This window comes from Desulfovibrio sp. 7SRBS1, from assembly GCF_049723905.1.
Classification (GTDB): Bacteria; Desulfobacterota; Desulfovibrionia; order Desulfovibrionales; family Desulfovibrionaceae.
In genome coordinates this window covers 4,113,478-4,137,393 of record NZ_JBJKFD010000001.1, presented here as the reverse complement: position 1 = coordinate 4,137,393, position 23,916 = coordinate 4,113,478, and the positions used below count along the sequence as shown (strand labels likewise).

The 23,916-nt window shown below is 56.9% G+C and carries 15 protein-coding genes; 10 read left to right on the top strand and 5 right to left on the bottom strand.

The features are described from left to right. Positions 1 to 482: 482 nt before the first annotated feature. On the bottom strand, positions 483 to 1,235 hold the full coding sequence (gene gpmA / locus ACI0FJ_RS18215) for a 2,3-diphosphoglycerate-dependent phosphoglycerate mutase (protein ID WP_424305776.1): 753 nt from the start codon (positions 1,233 to 1,235) through the stop codon (positions 483 to 485). Positions 1,236 to 1,565: 330 nt separating this feature from the next. Here gpmA and ACI0FJ_RS18210 point away from each other — a divergent pair, with 330 nt between their 5' ends. The 9 genes from ACI0FJ_RS18210 (at position 1,566) to aldA (ending at position 11,838) form a co-directional block, all read left to right on the top strand. After that, complete coding sequence (locus ACI0FJ_RS18210; RefSeq protein WP_424305774.1) at positions 1,566 to 2,324, top strand: cytochrome c3 family protein; 759 nt, start codon at positions 1,566 to 1,568, stop codon at positions 2,322 to 2,324. 196 nt (positions 2,325 to 2,520) lie between these two features. Next, positions 2,521 to 3,675, top strand: a complete 1,155-nt coding sequence (locus ACI0FJ_RS18205) for a hypothetical protein (RefSeq protein ID WP_424305772.1) — start codon at positions 2,521 to 2,523, stop codon at positions 3,673 to 3,675. 14 nt (positions 3,676 to 3,689) lie between these two features. After that, complete coding sequence (locus ACI0FJ_RS18200; protein ID WP_424305771.1) at positions 3,690 to 4,670, top strand: RnfABCDGE type electron transport complex subunit D; 981 nt, start codon at positions 3,690 to 3,692, stop codon at positions 4,668 to 4,670. Continuing rightward, entirely contained in the window at positions 4,663 to 5,262 is a 600-nt protein-coding gene (gene rnfG, locus ACI0FJ_RS18195) for an RnfABCDGE type electron transport complex subunit G (protein ID WP_424305769.1), read from the top strand. Before ACI0FJ_RS18200 ends, rnfG begins: the two co-directional genes overlap by 8 nt. Continuing rightward, complete coding sequence (gene rsxE, locus ACI0FJ_RS18190) at positions 5,259 to 5,939, top strand: electron transport complex subunit RsxE (protein ID WP_424305767.1); 681 nt, start codon at positions 5,259 to 5,261, stop codon at positions 5,937 to 5,939. Before rnfG ends, rsxE begins: the two co-directional genes overlap by 4 nt. 3 nt (positions 5,940 to 5,942) lie before the next feature. Further along, a complete protein-coding gene (locus tag ACI0FJ_RS18185; RefSeq protein ID WP_424305765.1) occupies positions 5,943 to 6,521 on the top strand; it encodes an electron transport complex protein RnfA in 579 nt (192 codons plus the stop codon). A gap of 471 nt (positions 6,522 to 6,992) precedes the next feature. Then, complete coding sequence (locus tag ACI0FJ_RS18180) at positions 6,993 to 9,104, top strand: FAD-dependent oxidoreductase (protein WP_424305763.1); 2,112 nt, start codon at positions 6,993 to 6,995, stop codon at positions 9,102 to 9,104. Beyond that, complete coding sequence (locus ACI0FJ_RS18175; protein WP_424305761.1) at positions 9,101 to 10,081, top strand: FAD:protein FMN transferase; 981 nt, start codon at positions 9,101 to 9,103, stop codon at positions 10,079 to 10,081. The genes ACI0FJ_RS18180 and ACI0FJ_RS18175 overlap by 4 nt, the downstream gene beginning before the upstream one ends. Positions 10,082 to 10,401: 320 nt before the next feature. Continuing rightward, positions 10,402 to 11,838 (top strand): aldehyde dehydrogenase, encoded by a 1,437-nt coding sequence (aldA, locus tag ACI0FJ_RS18170; protein ID WP_424305759.1) that lies wholly within the window; start codon positions 10,402 to 10,404, stop codon positions 11,836 to 11,838. A gap of 250 nt (positions 11,839 to 12,088) precedes the next feature. Here aldA and ACI0FJ_RS18165 read toward each other — a convergent pair whose 3' ends face one another. Together ACI0FJ_RS18165 and ACI0FJ_RS18160 are read right to left on the bottom strand one after the other, a co-directional pair. Continuing rightward, entirely contained in the window at positions 12,089 to 13,753 is a 1,665-nt protein-coding gene (locus ACI0FJ_RS18165) for an FAD-dependent oxidoreductase (RefSeq protein WP_424305757.1), read from the bottom strand. 574 nt (positions 13,754 to 14,327) lie between these two features. Further along, positions 14,328 to 17,162, bottom strand: a complete 2,835-nt coding sequence (locus ACI0FJ_RS18160; protein WP_424305755.1) for a hypothetical protein — start codon at positions 17,160 to 17,162, stop codon at positions 14,328 to 14,330. A gap of 533 nt (positions 17,163 to 17,695) precedes the next feature. Between ACI0FJ_RS18160 and ACI0FJ_RS18155 the strand changes: the two genes are divergently transcribed. Then, positions 17,696 to 20,527, top strand: coding sequence for a M16 family metallopeptidase (locus ACI0FJ_RS18155; protein WP_424305753.1), 2,832 nt, complete (start codon positions 17,696 to 17,698; stop codon positions 20,525 to 20,527). Positions 20,528 to 20,891: 364 nt separating this feature from the next. Here the strand turns inward: ACI0FJ_RS18155 and ACI0FJ_RS18150 are convergent, their stop codons facing one another. After that, entirely contained in the window at positions 20,892 to 22,325 is a 1,434-nt protein-coding gene (locus ACI0FJ_RS18150) for a sigma-54-dependent transcriptional regulator (RefSeq protein ID WP_424305751.1), read from the bottom strand. Then, positions 22,316 to 23,884 carry an ATP-binding protein gene (locus ACI0FJ_RS18145; protein WP_424305749.1) on the bottom strand — a complete coding sequence of 523 codons (1,569 nt, stop codon included), beginning with the start codon at positions 23,882 to 23,884 and terminating at the stop codon, positions 22,316 to 22,318. Before ACI0FJ_RS18145 ends, ACI0FJ_RS18150 begins: the two co-directional genes overlap by 10 nt. Positions 23,885 to 23,916 lie beyond the last annotated feature (32 nt).

The window sequence follows — 23,916 nt, the reverse complement described above, 5'->3', positions numbered from 1 at the left end:
GAAAGGGAGAAAAAGAAAGACGCAAAGAAAATTCAATCCCTCGCGTATTCTTCCATACGCGAGGGGATTGAATTTTTCGCAGCAACGCAAGCCAACAAAAACAGTTAAGGACCAAAGTCCACACCACTGCGCGCCTCCAGGCCCGCCAAGAACGGTGCGAGAGCAGAGCGCGAGGACCGCGGCGGTTCCGAAGCAGGCGGTTCAGAAAAGCACGATAACGGCGTTGTTTCAAAAAACTCAAACCTTCGAGTATCAAAAACATACACGTCAGGCTTGAATTTTTCTCACTCCTGGTTCTCGCACCTTTCTGCCCCGCCTGCTGGATGCGGCAGGACTATTCAATTTTTATGAAAACACGCCCTTCCCCCACCACGCGCCTCCAGGCCCGCCAAGAGCGGTGCGAGAGCAAGGCGCGAGGACCGTGGCGGTTCCGAAGTGTACTCTTACGTACACGAGGGTTCGCCACGGCCACAGCAACGCAGCTATTCCCCCTTTCTCCGCGCCTGGTTGGCTACGGCCTGCTGTGCCGCAGCAACCGCCTCCGGATCCCCCAGATAGTTGCTCTCCACGGCTTTGAGATTCGAGTCCAGGGTATAAACCAAGGGCACGCCCGTGGGGATGTTCATCCCGGTGATGTCTTCGTCGCTGACGTTGCTCAGGTGCTTTACCAGCCCGCGCAGGCTGTTGCCATGGGCGCAGATGAGCACCCTCTTGCCCTGGGCAATGCGCGGTTTGATGACCTCATGCCAGTACGGCAGGGTCCGGTCGATGGTCATTTTCAGGCTTTCGTGCAGGGGCAGCTCGTCCTTGGATAAGGCGGCATAGCGCCTGTCGCGACCGGGAAAGCGTTCGTCCGAAGGGTCCAGGGCGGGCGGAGGCGTGTCGTAGCTTCTGCGCCAGACAAACACCTGCTTGTCTCCGTACTTCTGGGCGGTTTCGGATTTGTTCAGCCCCTGCAACGCGCCGTAGTGGCGTTCGTTCAAACGCCAGGTACGCTCCACGGGCAGCCACATGCGGTCCATCACGTCCAGGCATTCCCACAACGTGCGCACGGCCCGCTTGAGCACCGAGGTGTGGCACTCGTCAAAATCATATCCGTTGTCGAGCAGCAGCTTCCCGGCCTGACGGGCTTCGTTTATGCCCTGTTCCGTCAGATCCACATCGGTCCACCCCGTAAACCTATTCTCCAAATTCCAGGCACTTTGCCCATGGCGAAGCAGCACGAGAACAGACATGTTTCCTCCATTATTGTAGGAAGGCAAAAAACAAACTTCTTGCTTTTACGCTTATTGTAAAAACAATACAAAAACAGTTCACTAACTTTTTCAACCCACTCTTTTACGGAATATAAAAGCCATTTTCATTTCATCTGCGCAAATTTCCAGTCTCTTGTTCCAAATCACCATTCTGGGCTGGAATTCCCCATGACTAGAGGCTTTTCTCCGAAAAGTTTTGTGAAATTTTAATCAAGAGTTTACCATGCGCTGGAATATATGCAATAGTACGTTTACTATGGGGAGAAGGTTTCTCGTTTTCTTTTTTGTAAAACTTCGGACCTACACCAGATGAAAAAACACCATCCACCTGTCATCGTCGTCACCGTCCTCCTTTTTGTCGTGGCTTTGGCAGGGTATCTCACACCACCCGCACATTCGGAAATCCCCTATAAGGTTCTCCTCAAAAACCGGGGTGGAAACGTGGTGTTCAACCATCACGGGCACGACACCGCGGGCGTCCAATGCGTACAATGCCACCATGCCAGCAAAGTCTCCACTACCGAAGTCCCCTGTGGCCGCTGCCACCCCGCAAAATTCGACCAGAAGTTCGTGCACGAACATATCCACTGGTTCGAAGGCAAAGCAGCCTGCGCCACCTGCCACCATCTGGAATGGGACAAGCCCGTCTTCGACCACCCCCTGCACGAGGAAGTCACGGCCAGCTGCCAGGACTGCCACCACGACGAATCCATAGAACCGCGCCCCACAAAATGCCGCTATTGCCACAAGGAACAAGGCGAGAACGACAAGCCCATCCTGCGCGACGCCGTGCATACCCGTTGCCGCACCTGCCACGAAGAACTGTACGAAGAAGAACTTTCCGGCTGCTCCAACTGCCATTCCCGCAAAAATATGCGCGATGTGAACATGGACAACCCCACCAAGTGTCGGGAATGCCATGACAAGCCCCATGCGGAACTTATTCCGCCCCGCAAACAGGCGTTCCACGAGCAATGCATGGGCTGTCATCAAAAAAACGGCAAAGGACCGTATCGGGATACGGAAGAGGTAAAGGACTGCGGACAATGCCATCTGCCCCGCCGCTGAGGCATGCAGCAAACCGCCCCGACACGAAAGCACAGCGGGACAAGACGCAGGGTAAACCGAAGACCATGTAACCTTACCGCCCGGGCCACAGCCGGTGCGCAGCACAACAGAACAACTGCGGATGACCACAAAGGACAGGCCCCCTAAAGGATTGAACGCCCGAAGAACAGGAAGCCCAGGTGAACAGGATGCCTAAATGAACATCTTCAACTTGCGCCATGAACTTACCGGTTCCATCACAGACATTCCGCTCCCGGAAAAAATCGTGCTCTCCCTGTGTGGACAGCGGCTTTATGCCGGACTGGACGAAACAGTCATGGCAGGCCAGCACATCGCTCGCAGCGACAGGCCGGGCTACGGAGACCTGCACTCGCCCGTTTACGGCACAATAAAAAAAATAGACGCGGACAGCGTGACCATCCGCACCCTGCCAGGCCGCACCCTGCCAGGCAAGACTCTGCGGGACCAGGAATGGATGGCCCCCATTGAGCCGGACGAGTCCGACACCCAGCGACTGGCCGACGACCTCAACACCCTGGGCATCGATACCTTCGACCTGCACCCCGCCCAAACCCTGATCATCAACGGGCTGAACCCCGAACCGGGCGTCACCGCGTTCCAGCGCATCCTTGCCGAACGCAGACAGCCGCTTCTGGAAGGGCTGGCCTACGCCACCCAGCTTGTGCAGCCAGGCCGTATCTTCGTGGCCGTGCCGGAAGGCAGCCAACGCACACTCGGCCCGTGCGACCCGCTCCACATCCGCCCGGTCTATCCCAACAGCCTGCCCCAGCTGGTCGCCAAGGCCGCGACCGGCAGCGAATCCATGGATGACGTGGTCGTTCTTGGTGTGGACCGCCTCTTGGACATGGGACGGGTGCGCATGCGTGGCCTGCCCGCCACGGTGCGCGCAATTACCGTGCAGGGCATGGACTACCGCGTCCACATCGGAACCCCGGCAAAAGATCTGCTGGCCCATGCCGGAATAGCTCCGGTTCCCGGCGATAAAATCGTCTTCGGCGGTCCCATGCGCGGGCAGGCGCAGATGTCCCCGGACGCTCCCGTGCAAAACGATACCTATGCCGTGTCCCTGTTCGCCAGGGAGGAATTTCTTTTGTTTCAGGACAATCCCTGTTGCAACTGCGGGGAATGCGACCGCATCTGCCCGGCCCGCATTCCCGTGGCCCTGATGACCCGGTCCTGCGAATTCGGGAAATATTCCATGGCCCTGCAATACGACATCGACGCCTGCTTCGAGTGCGGTATGTGCGCCTATGTCTGCCCCATGCAAAGGCCCCTGGTGCAGTACATTCGGCTGGGAAAATCGGAACTGGCCCAAAGCGTGGCCGTTTAAGACCGAGGGAAGATATGAAAGACACGCTGTACACCGTCTCCAGCCCTCCGTCCTGGCACAATGGGCGGAGCTTCCGGGGCATGATGTGGGAGACCCTGCTGGCCCTCGCCCCTGCCGCATTGATGGCCGTGTACTTTTACGGCCTGGATGCGGCCAGGGTGATAGGCCTGTCCTGCTCCGCGGCCGTGGCTACCGAATATCTGGCCCAACGGTTTACCGGCCAGGCAGACCGGCCGCCCTTCATCAACGACGCCAACGCCCTGGTCATAGGCCTGCTCTTCGCCTTTCTGCTCCCGGCCACCGCGCCCTGGTGGCTGGTGCTCATAGGCGTGGCCCTGTGCATCGTCCTGGGCAAGCTCATCTTCGGCGGCGTGGGAGGCAACCCTCTGCATCCCGCCCTGGTGGGATGGGCCGCATGCACGATTTCCTGGCCCGCCCGCATGACGCCCGACCTGGCCGTGTTGCAGACGCCCCTGGCCTCTCCCCTGTTCGAACTCAAATATTACGGGGCCGCCGCCATTGCCGCGTACACTCCGCAGGACCTCTGTTTGAACGGCCAGCTCGGCGGCCTCGGCGCTGCCCAGCCCCTGGCCCTGGCCATCGGAGGCCTGTATCTGATCCTGCGCGGACGGCTCAGACCCTGCATTCCGCTGGGCGTTCTGGTCGGCGTCTTCCTCACTTCCGGATGCATGCACTTTGTCGCACCCCAGGAATTCGCACCGCCCCTGTTTCAAATCCTGGCCGGTTCCACTGTTTTCGCCATTTTTTTCCTGGCCCCGGAACACGCATCCAGCCCTTCGGGGCGCTGGGCCATGCCTTTGTGGGGTCTTTTCGCTGGCGCGCTCATCGTCATCATACGCACCTACGGCGTGTACACGGACGGAGCACCTTTCGCCATTCTGCTGGCCGAACTGACCACCCCGCTCTTCGACCGCATCCGTCCCCGGGCTTTTGGCAAGCGTTCCTCCCAAAAGCAGGGAGCCGCCCATGCGTGAAATGATCAAAATGGTCGTCGTGCTCTCAATTATCTGCGCCGGATCGGGCTGGATTCTTTCCACCGTTCGCAAGGCAACCGCGCCGCTCATCGAAGAACAGGTGATGACCTACGTGCAGGGCCCGGCCCTGGCCGCCATCTTTCCCGGAGAGGCCGACCAGACCGCCATCAAGGACCGCAAAATCTTGACCGAGCCGAATGGTGAAAAAATCACCGTCTTTCCCATCTTCAAGGACGGCACGCTCAAATCCGTGGCCTTCGAAGCCTTTGGAGGAGGCTACGGCGGCCCCGTGGGCATAATGATCGGCTTCAGCCTGACAAAAAACGAGCTGGCAGGCATAGGGCTGACCACCCACAAGGAAACGCCGGGGCTGGGCGCACGCGCCGCAGAGCCGGAATTTACAGGCCAGTTCGCGGCCCATCCCTTTTCCGGCCTGTCCCTCAAAAAAAATGGCGGCGATATCGACGCCGTGTCCGGAGCAACCATCACCTCCACAGGCGTTACCGCAGCCGTGGCCGGGGCGGTAAAAACCTTCCAGGCCGTCAAACCGCAATTGCTGACTGCCTTTTCCGCAAAAGGAGCAGGCCAATGAACCAAATCTTCAAGGATTTTTCCAAGGAGTTCACCAAAGGGCTGTGGAAGGATCTGCCCCCGTTCCGGCTGGTCCTCGGCCTGTGTCCCACTCTGGCCGTCACCAAGACTGCGGAAAACGGAATGGGCATGGGGCTGGCCGTCATCTTCGTGCTCACCTTCTCCAACGTGCTCATCTCGGCCCTGCGCAAGCTCATACCGGCCAAGGTCCGCATCGCCTGCTTCATCGTCGTGGCCGCCTCGCTGGTCGTCACCGTGGAGCAGCTCATGCAGGCCTTCACCTACCCCCTGTACCAAAGGCTCGGCATCTTTGTGCCCCTCATCGTGGTCAACTGCATCATCCTTGGCCGGGCAGAGGCCTTTGCCTCCAAGAACACCGTATTTCTCTCCCTGGCCGACGGTGCGGGCATAGGGCTGGGTTTTTGCCTCTCCCTCACCTTTCTGGGGTCGGTGCGCGAAATATTCGGCTACGGTACCATCTTCGGCCACCAGCTTTTCGGCCCCCATTTCGAGCCCTTCTCCTTTATGGTGGAAGCACCCGGCGCGTTCGTCTGCCTGGGGCTGGTGCTGGGCCTCATGAACGTCATCAGCGCCATCCAGTCTCGACGCACGGGCGTTACCTCGCCGCCTGCCGAATGCCGCAACTGCGGGTCCTGCTACAGGATGTTCGGGAGATAGGCCATGCACGATTATTTTCTCATGATTATCGCGGCCATCTTTGTAAACAACATCGTCCTGGCCCAATACCTTGGCAACTGCCCCTTTCTCGGTTGTTCCAAAGAGCTTGGCGTTTCCATCGGCATGGGGCTGGCCGTCGTCTTTGTAACGGTCATGTCCACGGCCTTTACCTGGCTTATACAGGACAGCTTTCTGGTTCCCCTGGGCCTCGGCTATCTCCAGACCATCGCCTTTATCCTGGTTATCGCCGCCCTGGTCCAATTTGTGGAAATGTTTCTCAAAAAGGTCATCCCCCCACTCTACAGGTCGCTCGGAATCTTTCTGCCGCTCATCACCACCAACTGCGCAGTCCTCGGCATCGCCATCATGGTCCAGAGAAAGGAATACGACCTCATCCAATCCGTGGTCTTTGCCGCCGCCTCCGGCCTGGGCTTTCTGCTCGCCCTGGTCCTCATGGCAGGCATCCGCGAACGCTTCGAGATTTCACGTATTCCACACAAACTGCAGGGAACAGCCATCGGGCTGGTCATGGCCGGACTCATGTCCATGGCCTTTTTCGCCTTTAAAGGCATGATTTCGTAGCCGGGGGGAGGACGGGGCGCTGCCCCGTACCCCGCCGGGGGCCATGATGGCCCCCGAGCCCCCGCATCATGCGTTTGTTTTTTCGAAGCGAAAAAACAAACACAGAGAGGCCGATTAAAGAATGGAGAACGGGAAGACGCTTGGGCAGATTGATCATTACATGGAATTCTCAGGCGGCGGACAAATGTGCGAGAGCAAAGCGCGAGGAAAAATCAAGGACGACGCGTACTCTTTATGTACGCGAGGGTTTGAATTTTTCCGAAGCAACGCCGCTATCGTGCCTTTGACTGCAGCCTGGGCAGGTAAATTATTGAGTGGACTTCTCAGGCGGCTGGCAAATGTGCGAGAGCAAGGCGCGAGGAAAAATCAAGGACGACGCGTACTCTTTACGTACGCGAGGGTTTGATTTTCTCCGAAGCAACGCCGCTATCGTGCGTTTGCCAGCAGCCTGACCGTTGGAGGATATGACGCATGGATACCTCGATATTATTTCTTCTGGGCCTGGGTTTGACGGCCGCGGTTATCCTGGCTGTGGCTTCCCGCCTGCTGTACGTCAAGGAAGACCCGCGCATAGAGCTGGTGGAAAGTTCCCTGGCCGGGGCCAACTGCGGCGGCTGCGGCTATCCGGGCTGTGCCGGTGCGGCCCGGGCCGTGGTGGCTGGCAAGGAGGGTGCGGATGTCTGCGTCATCGGCGGCCAGGAGGTTATGGAGCGGGTGGCGCGGGTTATGGGGCTGGCCCTGGTGGAATTGGAACCGGAACTGGCTTTTCACGACTGCCAGGGCGGTGAACGTGCAGCGGATAAATACCTGTACAACGGCATCCCAGACTGCCGCGCCCAATCGCTTCTGTATGACGGCAACAAGGTATGCGGCCACGGCTGTCTGGCGCTGGGAACCTGTGTGGCGGCCTGTCCGTTCGATGCCATGTTCATAGAACCGGGCTGCACGCCTGTTATTGACGAAAACAAATGCCGCGCCTGCGGCATCTGCGCCGAAGTCTGCCCTCGTGACGTCATCACGGTGGTTTCGCCGTCCGCACGCATTCTGCACATGAACACCGAAAACGAATGCCTGGCCCCCTGCCGCCAGACATGCCCGGCGGAAATCAACATCCCCGAGTACATCGAACAGGTAAAACGGGGCGAATATCGTGAAGCGGTTTTGACGCTCAAGGAACGCAACCCGCTCATACTGTCCATTGGCCGGGTCTGCCCTGCTCCTTGCGAAAAAAATTGTCGGCGCGGGCTTGTGGATGACCCGGTGGGCATCAACTATATCAAACGGTTTGCCGCAGACTGGGAAATGAACTCGGGCACGCGGGTGGAAATCCCCATTGCCCCGGAAACAGGCAAAAAGGTGGCCGTCATAGGCGGCGGCCCAGCTGGCCTGTCCTGCGCTTTTTTTCTGCGGCGGCTGGGCCACAGCCCCACCATTCTGGACATGAAACCCCAGCTGGGCGGCCAGCTGCGCTACGGCATACCGGAATACAGACTGCCCAAACATATCCTGGATTGGGAAATTGAAGGCATTCTGGGGCTGGGCATAGAGGCCCGCAATAATATGGAATTCGGAACCGACTACACCCTGGAAAGCCTGAAAGAGGAAGGGTTCGAGGCCTTTTTTCTGAGCATGGGCGCATGGCTCAACTATACCCTGCGCATAGAGGGCGAAGAGAGTAAAGGGGTGTGGGGCGGCACGGAATACCTTACTCAGATAGCCCTGGGACGGACCATTGAAGTCGGCACGGACGTGGTTATCGTGGGGGGCGGCAACACCGCCATAGACACGGCACGCACGGCGCGGCGCATGGACGCCAACGTAACCCTCATGTACCGCCGCACCGAGGCTGATATGCCTGCCAACGACCTGGAAATACAGGCGGCCAAGGAGGAAGGCATCAACATGCTGTTCCTGGCCGGTCCCACGCGTGTGATTTCCGATGCTAACGGTCACATTGCTGAGGTGGAGTACATTACCATGGAACTGGGCGAGCCCGATGCCAGCGGACGCCGCAGCCCCATCCCCAAGCAAGGCTCGGAGCAGCGCATCAAGGCAACAACGCTCATTACAGCCGTCGGCCAGTATCCCAACCCCTGCTATGTGGAACACGGTGGCGCAATCTGCGAGGTGACCAAACGCAAGACCCTGAGCGTAAACCCCATAACCATGCAGACCACCCTGCCGGACGTTTTCGCCGCGGGCGACGGCGTAACCGGCCCTTCCCTGGTTATTACGGCCATAGGCGGCGGCAGACGGGCGGCCAGGGGCATCCACTACTATTTGATGCAGGGTGAAATTCCTGTGCCCCACGACATTCTGAAAGAACTCATGCCCGAATCGCTGTTCACGGAACTGCCGGGTATAGGCCGTATTCCACGCGCACAACAGCCTGAAATATGCGTGGAAGACCGCCACTGCAATTTCAGGGAAGTGGAGCAGACCATCAGCGAGGAAGAAGTAAGACACGAGGCTTCGCGCTGCATGCGCTGCGGTTCCACCTGCTACGACTTCGACCCGGTGGTGGAGACTGCAACGGGGAACGGCACGCCGCAACAGACGGATACCAAAGGGAGACCCGCATGAACCGACGCGAATTTCTGCAATTGTGCGGGGCTTTCACCCTTTCCGCCCAGGTGGGCAATCTTGTCTGCGCGGTTGACGGAATGGCTACGGCTACGGGCGGCACGCCGCTCTTCAGCCGGACGCGCCTTGCCATGGGCACGTTTGTGACCATAACCATTGCCGGGGCTTCGCAGACACAGGCGGAGCAAGCCGCTGGACTCGCTTTTGCCACCATCGAACGGTTGAGCCGCGTGTTCAACGAATTCGACCCTGCCACCCCGCTTTCCGTACTCAACCAACAGGGCAGCCTGAAAGACGCCCCACCGGAACTCACGGCCTGCCTGCGCCTGGGCGCGGCCTGCCACCGCCAGACCGGCGGTGCCTTCGACCCCACGGTCAAGCCTGTTCTGGACATGTTCCGGCGCAATGGTGCGGATACCGATGTGTCCCGCCTGCCCCTGGAGCTCATAGGGTACGACATGGTGGAAGTGCGGAAAAATGCGGTAACCCTGCCCCGCAGCGGCATGGGCCTTACCCTGAACGGTTCGGCCAAGGGATTTATTGCGGACCGGGCGGGCGAAGCCATGGAGCAGTGCGGGGTGAGCAACTATCTGCTGGACGCAGGCGGCGACATCCGGGCGCGGGGGAGCAAATACACGGCGTCCCGTGCCATGCCGTGGCGCGTGGCCATTACAGACCCGCGTCCGCAAAAAGACCGGCTTGCCGTGCTGGAGCTGCACAACCAATGTCTGGCAACCTCGGGCGGATACGAAGTATTTTTCGACCGGGAAAAGACCCATCATCACATCATAGACCCGCGCACCGGCGATTCGCCCCGCCACTCCCTGGGAACGAGCGTGGTTGCCGACAGCCTTACGCAGGCCGACGCCCTGGCAACTGCCGCCATGGTCATGGTGCCCAGGCAGGCCGCGCAATGTCTGCGCCAGGCCCGGACCCGCGCCTGGCTGGTGGAAAAAAACGGTGTGGTCACGGTCTGACTTTTTTTCCCCCAATACGGGACTGAATTGCATTCCGTCTCTTTTCGCAAAAGCATCCTTTTTCAGCCCTGCTGAACCATTTTTTATACTCAAAAGATGGTCAGTCCAGGATACTGGACATTTTTTTCATCTTCCGTGTACCCCAAAGACATGATACACTTGTTTGAAAATCAAAGGCTCTTGTGTTTCACAAGACCTCTGCACAACGTCGGCATGCATCTCGCGGGACGTTCTGGATTTACCATCAACAAAATATGTTGATCATATCCAACTCTTCCCAAGAGTTGTTCTGTATTCATATTCATCAGGAGGTTGGTTGCATGAAAGTCTATCAGCAGTACATCAACGGCGAATTCCGTGATGCAGTTTCCGGAGAACAGTTCGAGGTCTTCAACCCCTTTACAGAAAAAGCCGTTGCCATGGCCCCCAAGGGCAATGCCAAGGACGCCGAGCTCGCACTCGATGCCGCCTACTCTTCCCAAAAGGCATGGGCGGCAACGTCCTGCGCCGAGCGCGCCGGGTACCTCAAGCAGATGGCCGCGATAATCCGTGACAATCGCGAGCACCTGGCCCGCACCCTGGCCGAGGAGCAGGCAAAAGTCATGCCCCTGGCCCAGGTGGAAATCGACGCCACAGCCGAATATTTCGACTACTATGCCGGCTGGGCCCGCAAGTACGAAGGCGAAGTCATCTCCAGCGACAATCCCAAGGAAAACATCCTGCTGTATCGCCAGCCCATTGGCGTTGTGGTGGGCATCTGCCCCTGGAACTTCCCGTTCTTCGTCATGGCCCGCAAAGTGGCTCCGGCGCTGCTCACCGGCTGCACCATCATCCTGAAGCCCAGCAGCGAAACGCCCAACACCACCTTTGAATTCGCCAAACTCATTGCCGGTATCGGCCTGCCCAAGGGCGTGCTGAACTTCGTTTCCGGCGGCGGCAGCACCCTGGGCGACACCCTGGTGCGCAGCGACAAGGTAGGTCTGGTAACGCTGACCGGCAGTGTGGAAACCGGCCAGAGCATCATCCGGGCCACGGCTGAAAACATCACCAAGACCTCCCTGGAACTGGGCGGCAAGGCTCCGGTCATCATCTGCGACGATGCCGACATCGACATGGCTGTCCAGGCCACTGTGGACTCCCGCGTCATCTTCTCCGGCCAGGTCTGCAACTGCGCCGAACGCGTGTACGTGGACTCCAAGGTATACGACGAATACATGGACAAGCTGACCAAGGCCATGGCCGCCGTAACCTACGGCGACGCCTTTGCCGATCCCGCTCCCAACATGAGCAGCCAGATCAACGCCGCGCAGCTGGAGAAAATCGACGCCATGGTTCAGAAAGCCAAGGCCGACGGCGTGGAAGTGCTTACCGGCGGCTCGCGTGCCGAAGACCAGCCCACAGGCTACTTTTACAAGCCGACCCTGCTGGCCAATTGCACGCAGGATATGGAAATCATCCGCAAGGAAATCTTCGGCCCGGTACTGCCCGTGGTCAAGGTGGACAGCTTTGACGAGGCCTTGGACAAGGCCAACGATTGCGAATACGGCCTTACCTCGTCCATCTTCACCACCACGCTTACTAAGATGATGCGCGCCATCAACGAGCTGCAGTTTGGTGAAACCTACGTCAACCGCTCGCACTTCGAAGCCATCCAAGGCTTCCATGCTGGCTGGCGCAAGTCCGGCATTGGCGGCGCGGACGGCAAGCACGGTCTGTACGAATATTTGCAGACGCATGTAGCCTACATCGACTACTAGGGAGTTTGGCTGCTGATAAAAGCACGATAGCGGCGTTGTTTCGGAAAATTCAAATCCTCACGTACATAAGAGTACGCATCGGCCTTGAATTTTCCTTACGCCTTGCTCTCGCACCTTTTTAAGCAGCCTGCCCAATTGGGCTGTACAATCAACAGCTAAGATTAAACAGCAAATAAGGCCGGGCTGGTTATTAAACCTGCCCGGCCTTATTAAACGCCGCTATCGTGCCTTTCTCGGTAGCCTAAATTCCTTACGCCTCTAGTTTATGTAGGTCTTCAAATGCAGTCATGGCCGCGGTGGCGCCTTCGCTGGTGGCCGTGACGATCTGCTGGAAGCCGCCGGTAATGTCGCCCGCCGCATAAATACGCGGAATGGACGTACGCATGGACTTGTCCACGCTGATGTATCCGTACTTGTCCAAAGCCACACCAATATCGCGCACGACTTCGGAGTTGGGATTCAGGCCGATGGCGACGAACACGCCCTTGGCTTCCACGTCCTTGCTTTCGTCGGAACGCAGATTCTTGACCCGCACGCCCGTCAGTTCTTCATCACCCAGAATTTCCGTCACCACGCTGTCCCAAAGCACATTGATGCCGAGTTTTTCCACGGACTTGCTCAAATGCTCTTCGCCCCTAAACTCGTCGCGGCGGTGGATGATGGTGACATCCGCCCCCAGGTTGTGCAGGTGCAGGGCCTCGGTGAGTGCGGTATTGCCTCCGCCCACCACCACAACCTTGGAGTCCTTGTAAAAATAGCCGTCGCACGAAGCGCAGTTGCTGACGCCGTGGCCGTGGAATTTGTCCTCGCCCGGCACCCCGAGCTTGCGCCACTTGGCCCCTGTGGCCACCACAAGCGCGCGGGCCGTGTACATGCCCTTGGAGGTCATAACCTCTATGCGCTTGCCCACCTTCAGCTCTTCGGCCCGCTCGAACTCGCGGATAACCGTATACTCGCGGGCGTGCTGCATAAGCACTTCCACCAGCTTGGCACCGGGGATGGATGTAAAGCCCGGGTAGTTCTCCACCACCGGGGTAACGGCCACCTGTCCGCCGATGTTTCCGCCGTCCAGCACCAGGCAGTCCAGCCCGCTGCGCTGGCCGTAAATGGCGGCAGTCAGCCCTGCGGGTCCGGCACCCAGGATGATGAGGTCCACGTCTTCTGTCGGTTCGGGCACGGCCACGCCTTCGGCCTTTCCTTTTTCGCGCATTTCCTCGGCCAGGTCCTCGGCACTGCGCAGGGTCACCATCTGCACCACAAACCGTTCCTCGGGCTCCAAGCCCAGGGCTTCCAGCTCGTCGTTGAACACGGTATGCGGCACACTACCCACGCCGTATTTGTCTGCGATATCAGGATTTTCGGATATTTCAATAATCTGCGCGGAAATGAGATCGGGCCGTTCAATGGCACACTTGATGGCATGCATGGCCTGCCCGGGGCAATAAGGACAGGTGGGGCTGACAAACACCTTGATGGCGCGTTCCTCGTCCAGCTCCTTGACCATTTCCTTGGCAGACTTGCCAAGCTGGGAGGTATTCATGCCGACCAGCAGCAGGGCCTCGATAAAAGAGCGGCTCTCCTCGCCTGCAGGCGCTCCCAGCATGCGAATGGAGTATTTGTCGGGCTGTATAACGATGGTGGGCGCCGCCTCAACCTTGCGCTCCGTGCCCTTGTCGCTGTGTACGGCGAATTCCTCGAACACGATATTGTCTGTGATGCGGGAAAGGTCGTTCAAAAAACGCCGGGCGAAATCGGTGAACTCGACGTTCACCTTGTCCGCGGAAAATAGCTCCACATGCACGGGTTCGGCCAGCTTGGAAAAAACATCGGCCAGATGCTTATGGCTGTCTTCGGGAATGAGCCAGTCTTCTTTCTTTTCGTCGGAATTCTTATTTTTGCCGAAAAACAAACTCATTGAAGCCCTCCAGAAAAACAGGGTTGGGGGAAGCAAAGTTGCAAGAGGCTCTTATCTTTATAGCAAAGGTACGGGGAGAGGTTCAAGAAAATCTCCAATCCTGATTTTTTTCCCGCCCTGCGCCATACGAGGCCTAAAAACCAGTAAAACAAGCCCAGTTCAGTATTTGCTATTTTTTTCGGTTGCAGGTCGAGTGGACGCGTCTGCTTACCTCTGTTTTACAAAAAAGCTCTTAAGAAATAACAATTCTTATCAAAAACGCAAGCAACTTTCACCTCATATCTGGAAATCCATCACAAGTTTGAACGTCTGTCATATATGGACGCAAGTCCGGCATGGGCGGCGCAGACGGCAAGCACGGTCTGCACAATTATCTGCAATGCAGGCTGGCTCTATTCAGCATTGAGACGCCCAAACCAATATGCCTTCAACAGGGGGGAAATTTTCGCCGCTGTGTCCCTTGCGAGCTTCTGGAAGAGTATCATCAGACTTTAATATAAAAACTCCCCGCCTCATTAATGAGGCGGGGAGTTTGTTTTTACAATCAGCAGACTTGTAGCCCGTCTTGCATCACTTAGTTAATTAAATCTACAAATTCAGCCACGCTATGACCTGAAATATCGGTGAATGAAATCCCAACCAGTTCGACAACGACATCACTCGGCTGCTCTCCCACAATCCCATTGCCTTGAATAACGTAGGTGTTATCCCCATCGCAATAGGCCACGACATCAGAAGTGTCCCCAAGATCGGTCAAAGCCGCCAGTATAACGTCATCAACGGTGTGTAGAGATTGGGTAGTGATAAATCCATTCACAACGGTCATCACAATTCTATTGACTGTACTGCCGTGGTCAGAACTCATTGACGACGCTCCAACAATACTTAAAAAATCGGTTCCGATCTGGAAGTTAGAAATCCGGTCGACAGCACCAGGAGCGGAATGGGACGTGCCAACATCTATAAACGTACTTCCGGTCAAGGTCTTTGCAGTGTCTGCAGAAGTCAGCACCAGATCATTGCCATCCAGAGACACTGTCACCTTGCCGGAACCCAGCTTGCCGTTGGCACTATCCAGTGCATTTTCAATGTCCTGTTGCAGTCCGGAAAGCTCCGTTGAATCGTGGCTCAAAGTCGCCGTATACTTCGTTTCATTGTAAGTAAAGACAAGGGCATCCCCTGGGCTCAACGAACTTTTAATGCTCGAAAACGTTATAAACGCCCCTTGAGCGTCCTCACGTGGTGTATCCGAGGCTGAGTGGGAAGAAGAATCGCCCCCCCAAACAAAAATTTGATCACCCCCTGTTCCATCCCCCAGGGTAAGTACATCAGCTCCTTTTCCGGGGGTAATATAATTTATCCCGGTTCCGGTAACCGAAATTACGTCATTACCAGCCGTTGCCTCTATGTAATTAAAAGTGCTAGACCTTCCTGTCTGAACATCAAGATGGATTCCTGTTGTGCTGGATGAAGCCACAAGATTGACTGCTCCATCGCCGGTAATGGTTACGTTATCCATGAAAGTGCTGGAAGACGTAAGGATTGCGCTTTGGGCGATAGCCAGATCTTCCCCCCTGTCAAATGAAACCGAAGATACGGAGAGAAAGGAAAGATCAAGATCCGTAGCAATCGTGTCCGTACCAATATCCACGTTGCCCGTTCCATGGATATCCGTATGCGTGGAGGGTGCAGCCAGGTCCGTTGTCTGTTCCAGGGTCAATGCCAAATTTTGCCCTGTGGCTACGTTCAGACTTGCGCTTCCATCTAAAATATTAGCCATGGCAAGAGTTGTTGCCGCAGTCAGCCCTTTCCGTTGAAAACTCACTTCCTGGGTGGAGCTGTCAATGGAAAGGGTAATATCACCTGATGCAGTGCCCCCAAAAGAGTAGTCACCACTTCCATCAGATACCAAGGTAAACGTCGGAGTTGGAGTCGGAGTCGGAGTTGGAGTCGGAGTTGGAGTCGGAGAAGGGGCGGTTCCATGATCGCCAATGTTCACCTTGTCGGTCTGGCTTGCAGCATCATGGATGGCGTTATCCAAATTGGACCCTTTATAGGAATCCTTTGCCTCACTCATGTCACCGCTGCTTACTCCGTTTTTTATGGAGTCCGCTGCTTCCCCTCCTGCCACATGCTGAACCCTGGCGATACTTTTCAACACATCATTCATGCTGCCGCTTTCGCCCGCCGCTTCTTTAACTTTCGCGTTGGCGGCTGCCATCACTTCCGAGACAGAGTCAGCCACCACCCCAATATCTGAGGAGGTATCCGCCCCGGCGTCGCTGTCCGCTTTTTGGGCGGAATCGAGCAGGATGTCTTTGACATTCTCCGGGTTGGACAAGTCCAGATCCGTGCCGGCATCTGCCGCCTTCGCAGCCTTGTCTGCAAGCGCCGCAATCGCTGCCTTCGCCGCAGCCTCGCCAGTCAGACTTCCATCTGCACCTTCCAGAGCACTGGTTATCTGCGAGATAAGGTTGGCAACCTCAGCAGCTGCGGCATACATCGTAACAGCATTCTGTTTGGTCGCAGAGCTTGCTGCACTTGTATCAATGTTGGTTGCGTCAAAAGTCTTGATATCCACGCCCGTAGGCAAATTAAAAATCTGCCCCATGCTTGCCTCTGCACTGTCCAAGCTGACTCCGGAATTCACCATAGCATGCAGAAGCGTGGTTAAAGGCGTAAGCACGGTCGATCCCTTGGGAGCCGACATTATACCCTTAAAAGGCAAGTTCGTGGCAATATCGGTTCCACCAAAGGCAACCAATGGAGCACTGGCGGCGTTATCCAAAAAATTTGCGTCAAAATCACCGTTGGCATCTGTTGTTGTGAATGGCTCGTCGGCATCCAATACCCCGTCGCCATCCAAGTCTGCGAACACAGTGGCACCCTTGATACGCCCATCAACAACCGATCCTGCCAGGTTCACATCCTTGCCATCCACCATGTTTGTTTCATAAAACATGGCTTCGGCTTCCGTAACCAAGGATGTACCCGGGCCAAAATCCCACCCTGCAGGAGCGTCGTACGAGCCGTCCACTTTGGGCATAAGATGCAGGTCGTTAATAATTGCGTTGACCAACCCACGCGATTTGATTGTACCTTCAACCAAATTTTCCACGTAGTATGTCTTAATTCCCTCATTCATATCCGACGTGCCGAACATATTGGTCAGCACCGTATCCACCTGAGACTGCGCATCTTTCTCTGAAGGAGCGTCTTCCCCCCATCCGGCAAGACTGCTTACATATTTCTGAAGGCTTTCGTCAGCAGTGTTCCCCCAGACATTGCCATTATTTCCAAGCAATTCAGTTGCCCAGGTGGAAAGTTCTTCCGCCGAAGCAAAACGCCCCAGGCTGGCCTTAAAATAGGCTTGTACCTTTGTAGTATAATCTGGTGCAGTAATAGACATCCCCCCTCCTCGGGTATTAATTTTTTAGTACTTTTAATTTTTCTATTTAAAAATAAAATGAATTTAATTCCAGGACTTTTTAAAAAAACTACAAAAATGTATTGTAAAATTCAGCCAAATAGAAAAAATCGATATAAAACTTCACATACATGTCAGAACTTCATTTTCAAAAAACTTACATCCATCACAAAATAAAATGCTGAAGTACTATATAAGCACTTCAGCATTTAAGTAATACATACTTAAATCATGCGAATGTGAAGGGAAATAGTTTTAAAAATTGTAAACCAGCCATAAATTGAAAAGAGGACTCAAGAAACCAAATATCAGCCCATAGTGTCGGGAAAAAGACAATCGCGCCTGGACTGACGCTTTTTTGGTACTTATTGGATACAATTGGTGTGCCTTGCCGGATAAATGATCCGTCCTCATCTTGACGAGTCAAAACTTAGAAGTAATTATTCTTACTTCTGAACAGGCGAAAACGCAACCCGGCCTTGTGCACACCGAAAAATATATCAAGGAGGCGCTTCATGCGCATTCGATTGCAAAGTATTGTCTGGACTCTCGCGGTCCTGCTCATTCTTCCCATCATCTCCCAGGCCAAGCCCCTCCCCCAGTGGCCGCAGGACGTATCCGACCTGAAAGCCGACCCGTCCGTCACCTTCGGCGTGCTGAACAACGGCGTGCGCTACGCCGTTATGCCCAACACCCAGCCCGAAAAACGGGTGGACATGCATCTGGTTGTGGAATCGGGCTCGTTTCAGGAACGCGAAAATCAGCGTGGTCTGGCCCATTTTATGGAACACATCGCCTTTTGCGGCTCCACCCATTTCAAACCCGGCGAACTGATCAAACACTTTCAGCGGCTGGGCATGAATTTCGGAGCCGACGCCAACGCCCACACGGGATTCGACGAAACCGTGTACGACGTGCGCCTGCCCGACGACAAGGAACAGAGCCTGCGCGACGGACTGCGCATCCTGCGTGATTATGCAGGCGAGGCGCTCATTCTGCAGTCCGAGGTGGCCCGCGAACGCGGCGTTATTCTGTCGGAAAAGACGGCCCGCGATTCGCAGAGCTACCGCAACCTGAAAAGCGAACTGAACTTCTACTTTCCCGGATCGATCATCCCCGACCGCCTGCCCATAGGCGAAGAAAAGGTCATCAAGGCGGCGGACGCGAAACTCCTGCGTGATTACTACGACACATGGTACAGGCCGGAACGCATGGCCGTGGTGGTGGTTGGCGACGTGCAGGCCAAGGAAGCCGTCCGCCTGGTGGACGAATACTTCAGCGACCTCAAGTCCCGCGCGCCGGAACGCCAGGACAAGAAACTTCCCCGGGTGGACAGCTACGGCCACGACGGATTGCAGACCTATTTTGCTGTCAACCCGGAAAGCGCCGTCTCCAAGGTTTCCATCTCGGTGCTGTCCGACGCTCCCGACGCAGTGGACAACTCGGCCCAGCGTCGCGAGGACGTTCTGCACCAGCTGGCCCTGCTGATGTTCAACGAGCGTCTTGCCGCACTCTCGGAAAAGGAAGGCGGAAAACTGTTACGCGGCGACTCCATGCGCTACGACTTTTTGAACGCCTACACCATGACCGGCATCAACGGCGAATGCGAACCCGGCCAGTGGAAAGCCTGCCTTGGGCTTTTGGAACAACAGCTGCGTTCGTCCCTGAAATGGGGATTTACGCCCGCTGAACTGCAACGGGCCAAGAAACGCTACCTGGCCGCCCTGGACTCTGCCGTGCAAACCCAAAAGGCCCGCACCAGCCAGCAGCTTTCCCAGGAACTGATGCAGGCCGTTACCTCAGACGAAGTCTTTCTCTCCCCGGAACAGGAACGCGACCTGCAGAAACCCATGGCGGAGCAGGCGGATATAAGCGCGGTGCAGGACGCCTGGAAGGCTGCCTGGAATACCGGGCACAGGCTGCTGAGCCTGGAAAGCCCCAAGCCCCTGGACGGCAAGTACAATCCCGAGTTCGCCCTGGCCATGGCCTGGGCGGAAAGCGCGGCTGTGAATGTTCCCAGGCCCAAGCTGAAAACGGCAAAGCAACTCGCCCTGCCCGCGGTTGGTGAGCCGGGCAAAATCGCCAAGCGGACCGATGAAAAAAATCCGGACATGAGCAGCATCGAATTTGCCAACGGCATTCGGCTGAACATCATGCGCACGGAATTCGAAAAAGGGAAAACCAACATCAATCTTGTCTTTGGCAACGGACGCCGGGGACAGGCTGAAAACCAACAGGGACTTGCCCGGCTTGCCATTGAAACAGCCAACGAGTCCGGAATGCTGGGACTCAGCCAACAGGAACTGGAAGACGCCCTGGCCGGACGCACCCTGGGCTTCGAGCTTGCGGCCGAACCGGGACGATTCATCGAATCCGGCTTTTCCCTGAGCGGCGAGGAGGAATATCTCCTGCGTCTGATGCGGGCCAGCCTGTACAATGTTACCTGGTCGGAAACCGCATTTGCCAAAGCCAAAACCGAGCTGGTCAAGGCTGCCGCCTCCCAGGACAAGACCGTTGACGGGCTGTTCCAGGCCCGCGCCTTCCGCTTTTTCAGCGGCGGCAACAACCGGCTTGGACGCTCGGCTCCCGAAGCCTTCGCACCCTACACGCTGGATACCGTACGCGACTGGCTGACTCCCTACCTGACGAACGCTCCGCTGGAAATCGACATCGTGGGCGACGTGGACACGGAAGCGGTTATCCAGTCCGTGGCAAAGGTCTTCGGCACCCTGCCGCAACGCAACTACACGCCAAAGGACCAGGGCTCTGCCGTGTTCCCCGCAGGCAAGGAGCTGCAGCTGAAGGCCGACAGCGAGATCGAACAGGCCGTTGTTTCGGTAAGCTTTCCTTCCAGCGGCTACGCCAACCAGCGCGAGCGGTTGGGCATGCGCCTGGTGGCGGAAGTGTTCGGCGAACGGATGCGCAAGGTTATCCGCGAAAAACTGGGGCTGACCTATTCGCCCTGGGCCGGGGCCATGCCGCTGGCTTCATACCCCGGCTACGGCCTGCTCCTGACGCACATCAGCTCCACCCCGGACAAGACTGACCTGATTGCCAGGGAAGTGCGGGACCTTACGGCCCAATTTATCAAGGAAGGCATTACCAAGGATGAACTGGAACGGGCCAGAAAGCCTGCCGTGAACGCGCTGATCGAAGCCCGGCAGTCCAATGCCTACTGGATGGATACCGTGCTGACCGGACTTTCCCGCTACCCGCAACAGGTGCAATGGAGCCGCGACGAAAACAAAATCATGCAAGACCTTACCGTAGAGGAATTGGACCAAATGGTCCAAAACTACCTGCAACCCGATAAGGCCGCGACACTCATCATCACATCCGGCAAATAACCAACAGGCTGACAACAGCAAAAGGCCGGGGAGATTCTCTCCCCGGCCTTTTTTTCCAGGCGTGCTTTTTTCCAACGGATCTTACAGGTGTGCTCAAAAATTTAAAATATCTTCCCCGCTTACAAAATTCCATTCACAGGCAGATCAAAAGGGTATGAGAGCGAGGCGTAAAACCAATTTGATGACGACGCGTATTTCCTTATACGCGAGGATTTGAGTTTGCCGAAGCAACGAAGTTATCGCGCCTTTTTCACTTGTAAAAAATGGTGTGCTCAAAAGGGTGCGAGAGCAAGGCATGAGACAAGCTCAAGACCGACGCGTATTTCCTGATACGCGAGGGTTTGAGCTTGTTGAAATAACGCCGCTATCGTGCCCTTTTCAGCACACCATACTTGTCTATGCGGGCAAGTAAGGTAGGCCTCGACACCCCCAATAACCGGGCCGCCTGGCTGCGGTTGCCACCGGTGATATCCAGGGCTTCTTCTATGAGTACCGCCCCGAACCTGTCGCGCAGGTCTTCGAAAAGATTGTCGCGCGGTGCGGAGGTCAGTTCGGAACGAATCCACTCCCGCAGCGGGTCAGTTGTATCGGTCCGTAAAGCCCTGCTTGGGTCTGCTTCGTCCCGGCTCTGCCCGTCGTCCAGGGCTGTTGAAATTTCGTTGGTGCTGACGGGGTATCCGCGGCTGAAAATGAGGGCCTTGTGAATGACGTTGGCGAGTTCGCGTACGTTCCCGGGCCAGGAGTGGGCGGCCAGGGCGCGCCGCGCTCCCTCGCTGATGCCGGGATTGACCACGCCCAGCTCGCGTGAAAAACGGGCCAGGAAATGATCGGCCAGATAGTCCACGTCCTCCAGCCGTTCACGCAGGGGCGGCAGGTTCAGGGAGACCACGTTGAGCCGGTAATAGAGGTCTTCGCGAAAGCGCCCATCCTGGATGGCTTCTTCCAGATTGCGGTTGGTGGCCGCAATGATGCGCACGTCCACTTCCACGGGATTGCGTCCACCCAGACGCTCGATGGTCTTTTCCTGAAGCAGCCGTAAAATCTTGGCCTGGATGCTCTGGGGCATGTCGCCGATCTCATCCAGAAAAAGCGTGCCCCCGCCGGCCTGCTCCACCTTGCCCACACGCCGGGCATTGGCCCCGGTAAAAGCGCCGCGCTCGTAGCCGAAAAGTTCGCTTTCCAGCAACGTGTCCGGGATGGCAACGCAGTTGATGACCAGAAACGGCATCTCCGCCCGCTGGCTGTACTGGTACACGGCCCGCGCCACCAGCTCCTTGCCCGTGCCCGACTCGCCGCGCACCAGCACGGTGGCGTCGGTAGGCGCGGTCCTGCCAATGGCCTTGAACACGTCCTGCATGGCCTTGGACCGGCCAAGAAGCGCGTCTTCCTTGCCCAGGGCCGGATCGGCATCCATCTCCACATGCGAGCGCATCACCCGCCCGGCCGCCAAAGCCTGGCGGATGAGTTCCAGCACGTGCGGGATGTCGAACGGCTTGAGCACGAAATCGAAGGCCCCGCAGCGGGCCGCTTCAATGGCCGTTTCCGTGGCGGCATAGGCGGTCATAATGATGACCGGCAGTTTGGGATCGATGGTCTGAATGGCCTTGAACGCCTCCAGCCCGTCCATGCCCGGCATGCGCACGTCCATGACGGCCAGATCGAAAGGCCGGGATTGGGCCGCTTCTATGCCCTTTTCCCCGGACGCGGCCACAACCACCTCGTACCCTTCGGACTGCAACAGTTTGGCAAAGCTCCTGCGCAGCTGGGCGTCGTCGTCCACCACAAGAATCACGGCCATGGGCAGGCCTCCTTGCAGGGTACGGCCAGGGAAAATATGGCTCCGTAGCCTTCCTTGGATTTCAGGCTGAGCCAGCCGCCATGGTCCTCAAGAATACGGCGGGATATGGCCAGCCCAAGGCCCGAGCCTTCCTCCTTGGTGCTGAAGAACGGCGAAAAAATATCGTCCATGATGGACTTGGGCACGCCGGGTCCGTTGTCTGCCACGCGGATGAGTATCATGCGCCCCACCCCGTCCACGACACCGAGATCCTCGCTGATGGTGATGGTCCCACCCTCCACCATGGCCTCGCAGGCGTTGAGGATGATGTTGACCAGGGCTTCCTTGAGCTGTTCCGGATCAATGGCCGTGGGCGGAAGGGGATCGTCGCGGTGCAGCTGAATATCCACATTGCCCGACTGCAACCGGTGGCGCAGCAGCTGCAGCGTGTTGTCCACCACAGCGGACGGACTGACGGACTGAAAACGCATCTTGGGCGGCCTGGAAAATTCCAGAAAATTGTTCAGGATGGTATCGATGTGTTTGATTTCCTCGGAAATGACTTCAAAATCCTCGCGCTGCATCGGGTCCAGGGAAAGGCTGCGTTCCAGGGAAAACAAACGCATTTTCAATGAGGTCAGCGGATTGCGGACGCTGTGCGCAACGCCTGCCGCCATTTTCCCCACCAGCGCCAGCTTTTCCGCCTGCAGCAGAATTTCCTGGCTCTTTTCCAGCTGCACATGGGCGCTGTCCCTGTCTGCCATGAGGTTTTCAAAAGACCGGGACAAGGCCTGGACCTCGTCGTCGGGCACTGTGTCGCGCTCCATCAGTCCGCTGCCCACCACAAGGCGGCGCAGGGGGATGAGAACCTGTTTCATAAGGATATAAATGAGCAGCAGCCCCAGCCCGAAAACCCCCGGCATGGCCCCCAGCGTAACCAGGGAAATGAGGTGGGCTTCCTTGTTGTAATTGGCCCGGGCCGTGAGCACCCGCTCCCTGTAGGAATTCCTGAAATCCTCGCACAAGGTGAACGCGCGGGAAAAGCCGTCGCGCACGGCCCAATGCAGTTTGGCCCCTTCCTCACGCCTGCCGTCCTTGTACAGGGCAATGACCTGGTCGCGCGCATGGGTGAAGTTTCCATACTCGGACTCGATCCGGTTGAGCAGATTCCGCTGCTCCGGATCAATGACGGACTTCCGGGCCTGCTCCAGATAATTTCCAAAATTCTGCTCGTACGCGGTCAGCTGTTCCAGCCAGGCCGGATCGTTATTGAGAAAAAAGTAGGTGGTAAGCCCCTTTTGCATCAGCAAGGCGGTTTCCAGCCCCTGGGCAGCCATAAGCGCCTGAAAGTCGTGGTCCATGGTGGATTCGTACAGCCCTTTGGCCCGGTCCGTGTACCAGATGGACAGCCCGGCGCCCGTCAGGTTGACCACCATGAGTGCCGCCAGCAGAAGAAGTATGCGACTGCGCAGGCTGATGACGCTGCCGGAGCCTGCGGCGGCACCGAGTCTGTCGGGAATCTTCCCCCCGGCGTGGCCGGACGGGGCTGTGTGGGAAGAAGGAATATGGGATACTGCCATAGCGCGCACTTTGTGTTTGGAGGTTATGCAAC

Bases quoted from the DNA above. Each gene is read 5' to 3' on its own strand.
- rsxE (WP_424305767.1), top strand. From the start codon at position 5,259: ATGAACCAAATCTTCAAGGATTTTTCCAAGGAGTTCACCAAAGGGCTG.
- gpmA (WP_424305776.1), bottom strand. From the start codon at position 1,235: ATGTCTGTTCTCGTGCTGCTTCGCCATGGGCAAAGTGCCTGGAATTTG.
- ACI0FJ_RS18200 (WP_424305771.1), top strand. From the start codon at position 3,690: ATGAAAGACACGCTGTACACCGTCTCCAGCCCTCCGTCCTGGCACAAT.
- ACI0FJ_RS18175 (WP_424305761.1), top strand. From the start codon at position 9,101: ATGAACCGACGCGAATTTCTGCAATTGTGCGGGGCTTTCACCCTTTCC.
- ACI0FJ_RS18145 (WP_424305749.1), bottom strand. From the start codon at position 23,884: ATGGCAGTATCCCATATTCCTTCTTCCCACACAGCCCCGTCCGGCCAC.
- ACI0FJ_RS18205 (WP_424305772.1), top strand. From the start codon at position 2,521: ATGAACATCTTCAACTTGCGCCATGAACTTACCGGTTCCATCACAGAC.
- aldA (WP_424305759.1), top strand. From the start codon at position 10,402: ATGAAAGTCTATCAGCAGTACATCAACGGCGAATTCCGTGATGCAGTT.
- rnfG (WP_424305769.1), top strand. From the start codon at position 4,663: ATGCGTGAAATGATCAAAATGGTCGTCGTGCTCTCAATTATCTGCGCC.
- ACI0FJ_RS18160 (WP_424305755.1), bottom strand. From the start codon at position 17,162: ATGTCTATTACTGCACCAGATTATACTACAAAGGTACAAGCCTATTTT.
- ACI0FJ_RS18210 (WP_424305774.1), top strand. From the start codon at position 1,566: ATGAAAAAACACCATCCACCTGTCATCGTCGTCACCGTCCTCCTTTTT.
- ACI0FJ_RS18150 (WP_424305751.1), bottom strand. From the start codon at position 22,325: ATGGCCGTGATTCTTGTGGTGGACGACGACGCCCAGCTGCGCAGGAGC.
- ACI0FJ_RS18155 (WP_424305753.1), top strand. From the start codon at position 17,696: ATGCGCATTCGATTGCAAAGTATTGTCTGGACTCTCGCGGTCCTGCTC.
- ACI0FJ_RS18165 (WP_424305757.1), bottom strand. From the start codon at position 13,753: ATGAGTTTGTTTTTCGGCAAAAATAAGAATTCCGACGAAAAGAAAGAA.
- ACI0FJ_RS18185 (WP_424305765.1), top strand. From the start codon at position 5,943: ATGCACGATTATTTTCTCATGATTATCGCGGCCATCTTTGTAAACAAC.
- ACI0FJ_RS18180 (WP_424305763.1), top strand. From the start codon at position 6,993: ATGGATACCTCGATATTATTTCTTCTGGGCCTGGGTTTGACGGCCGCG.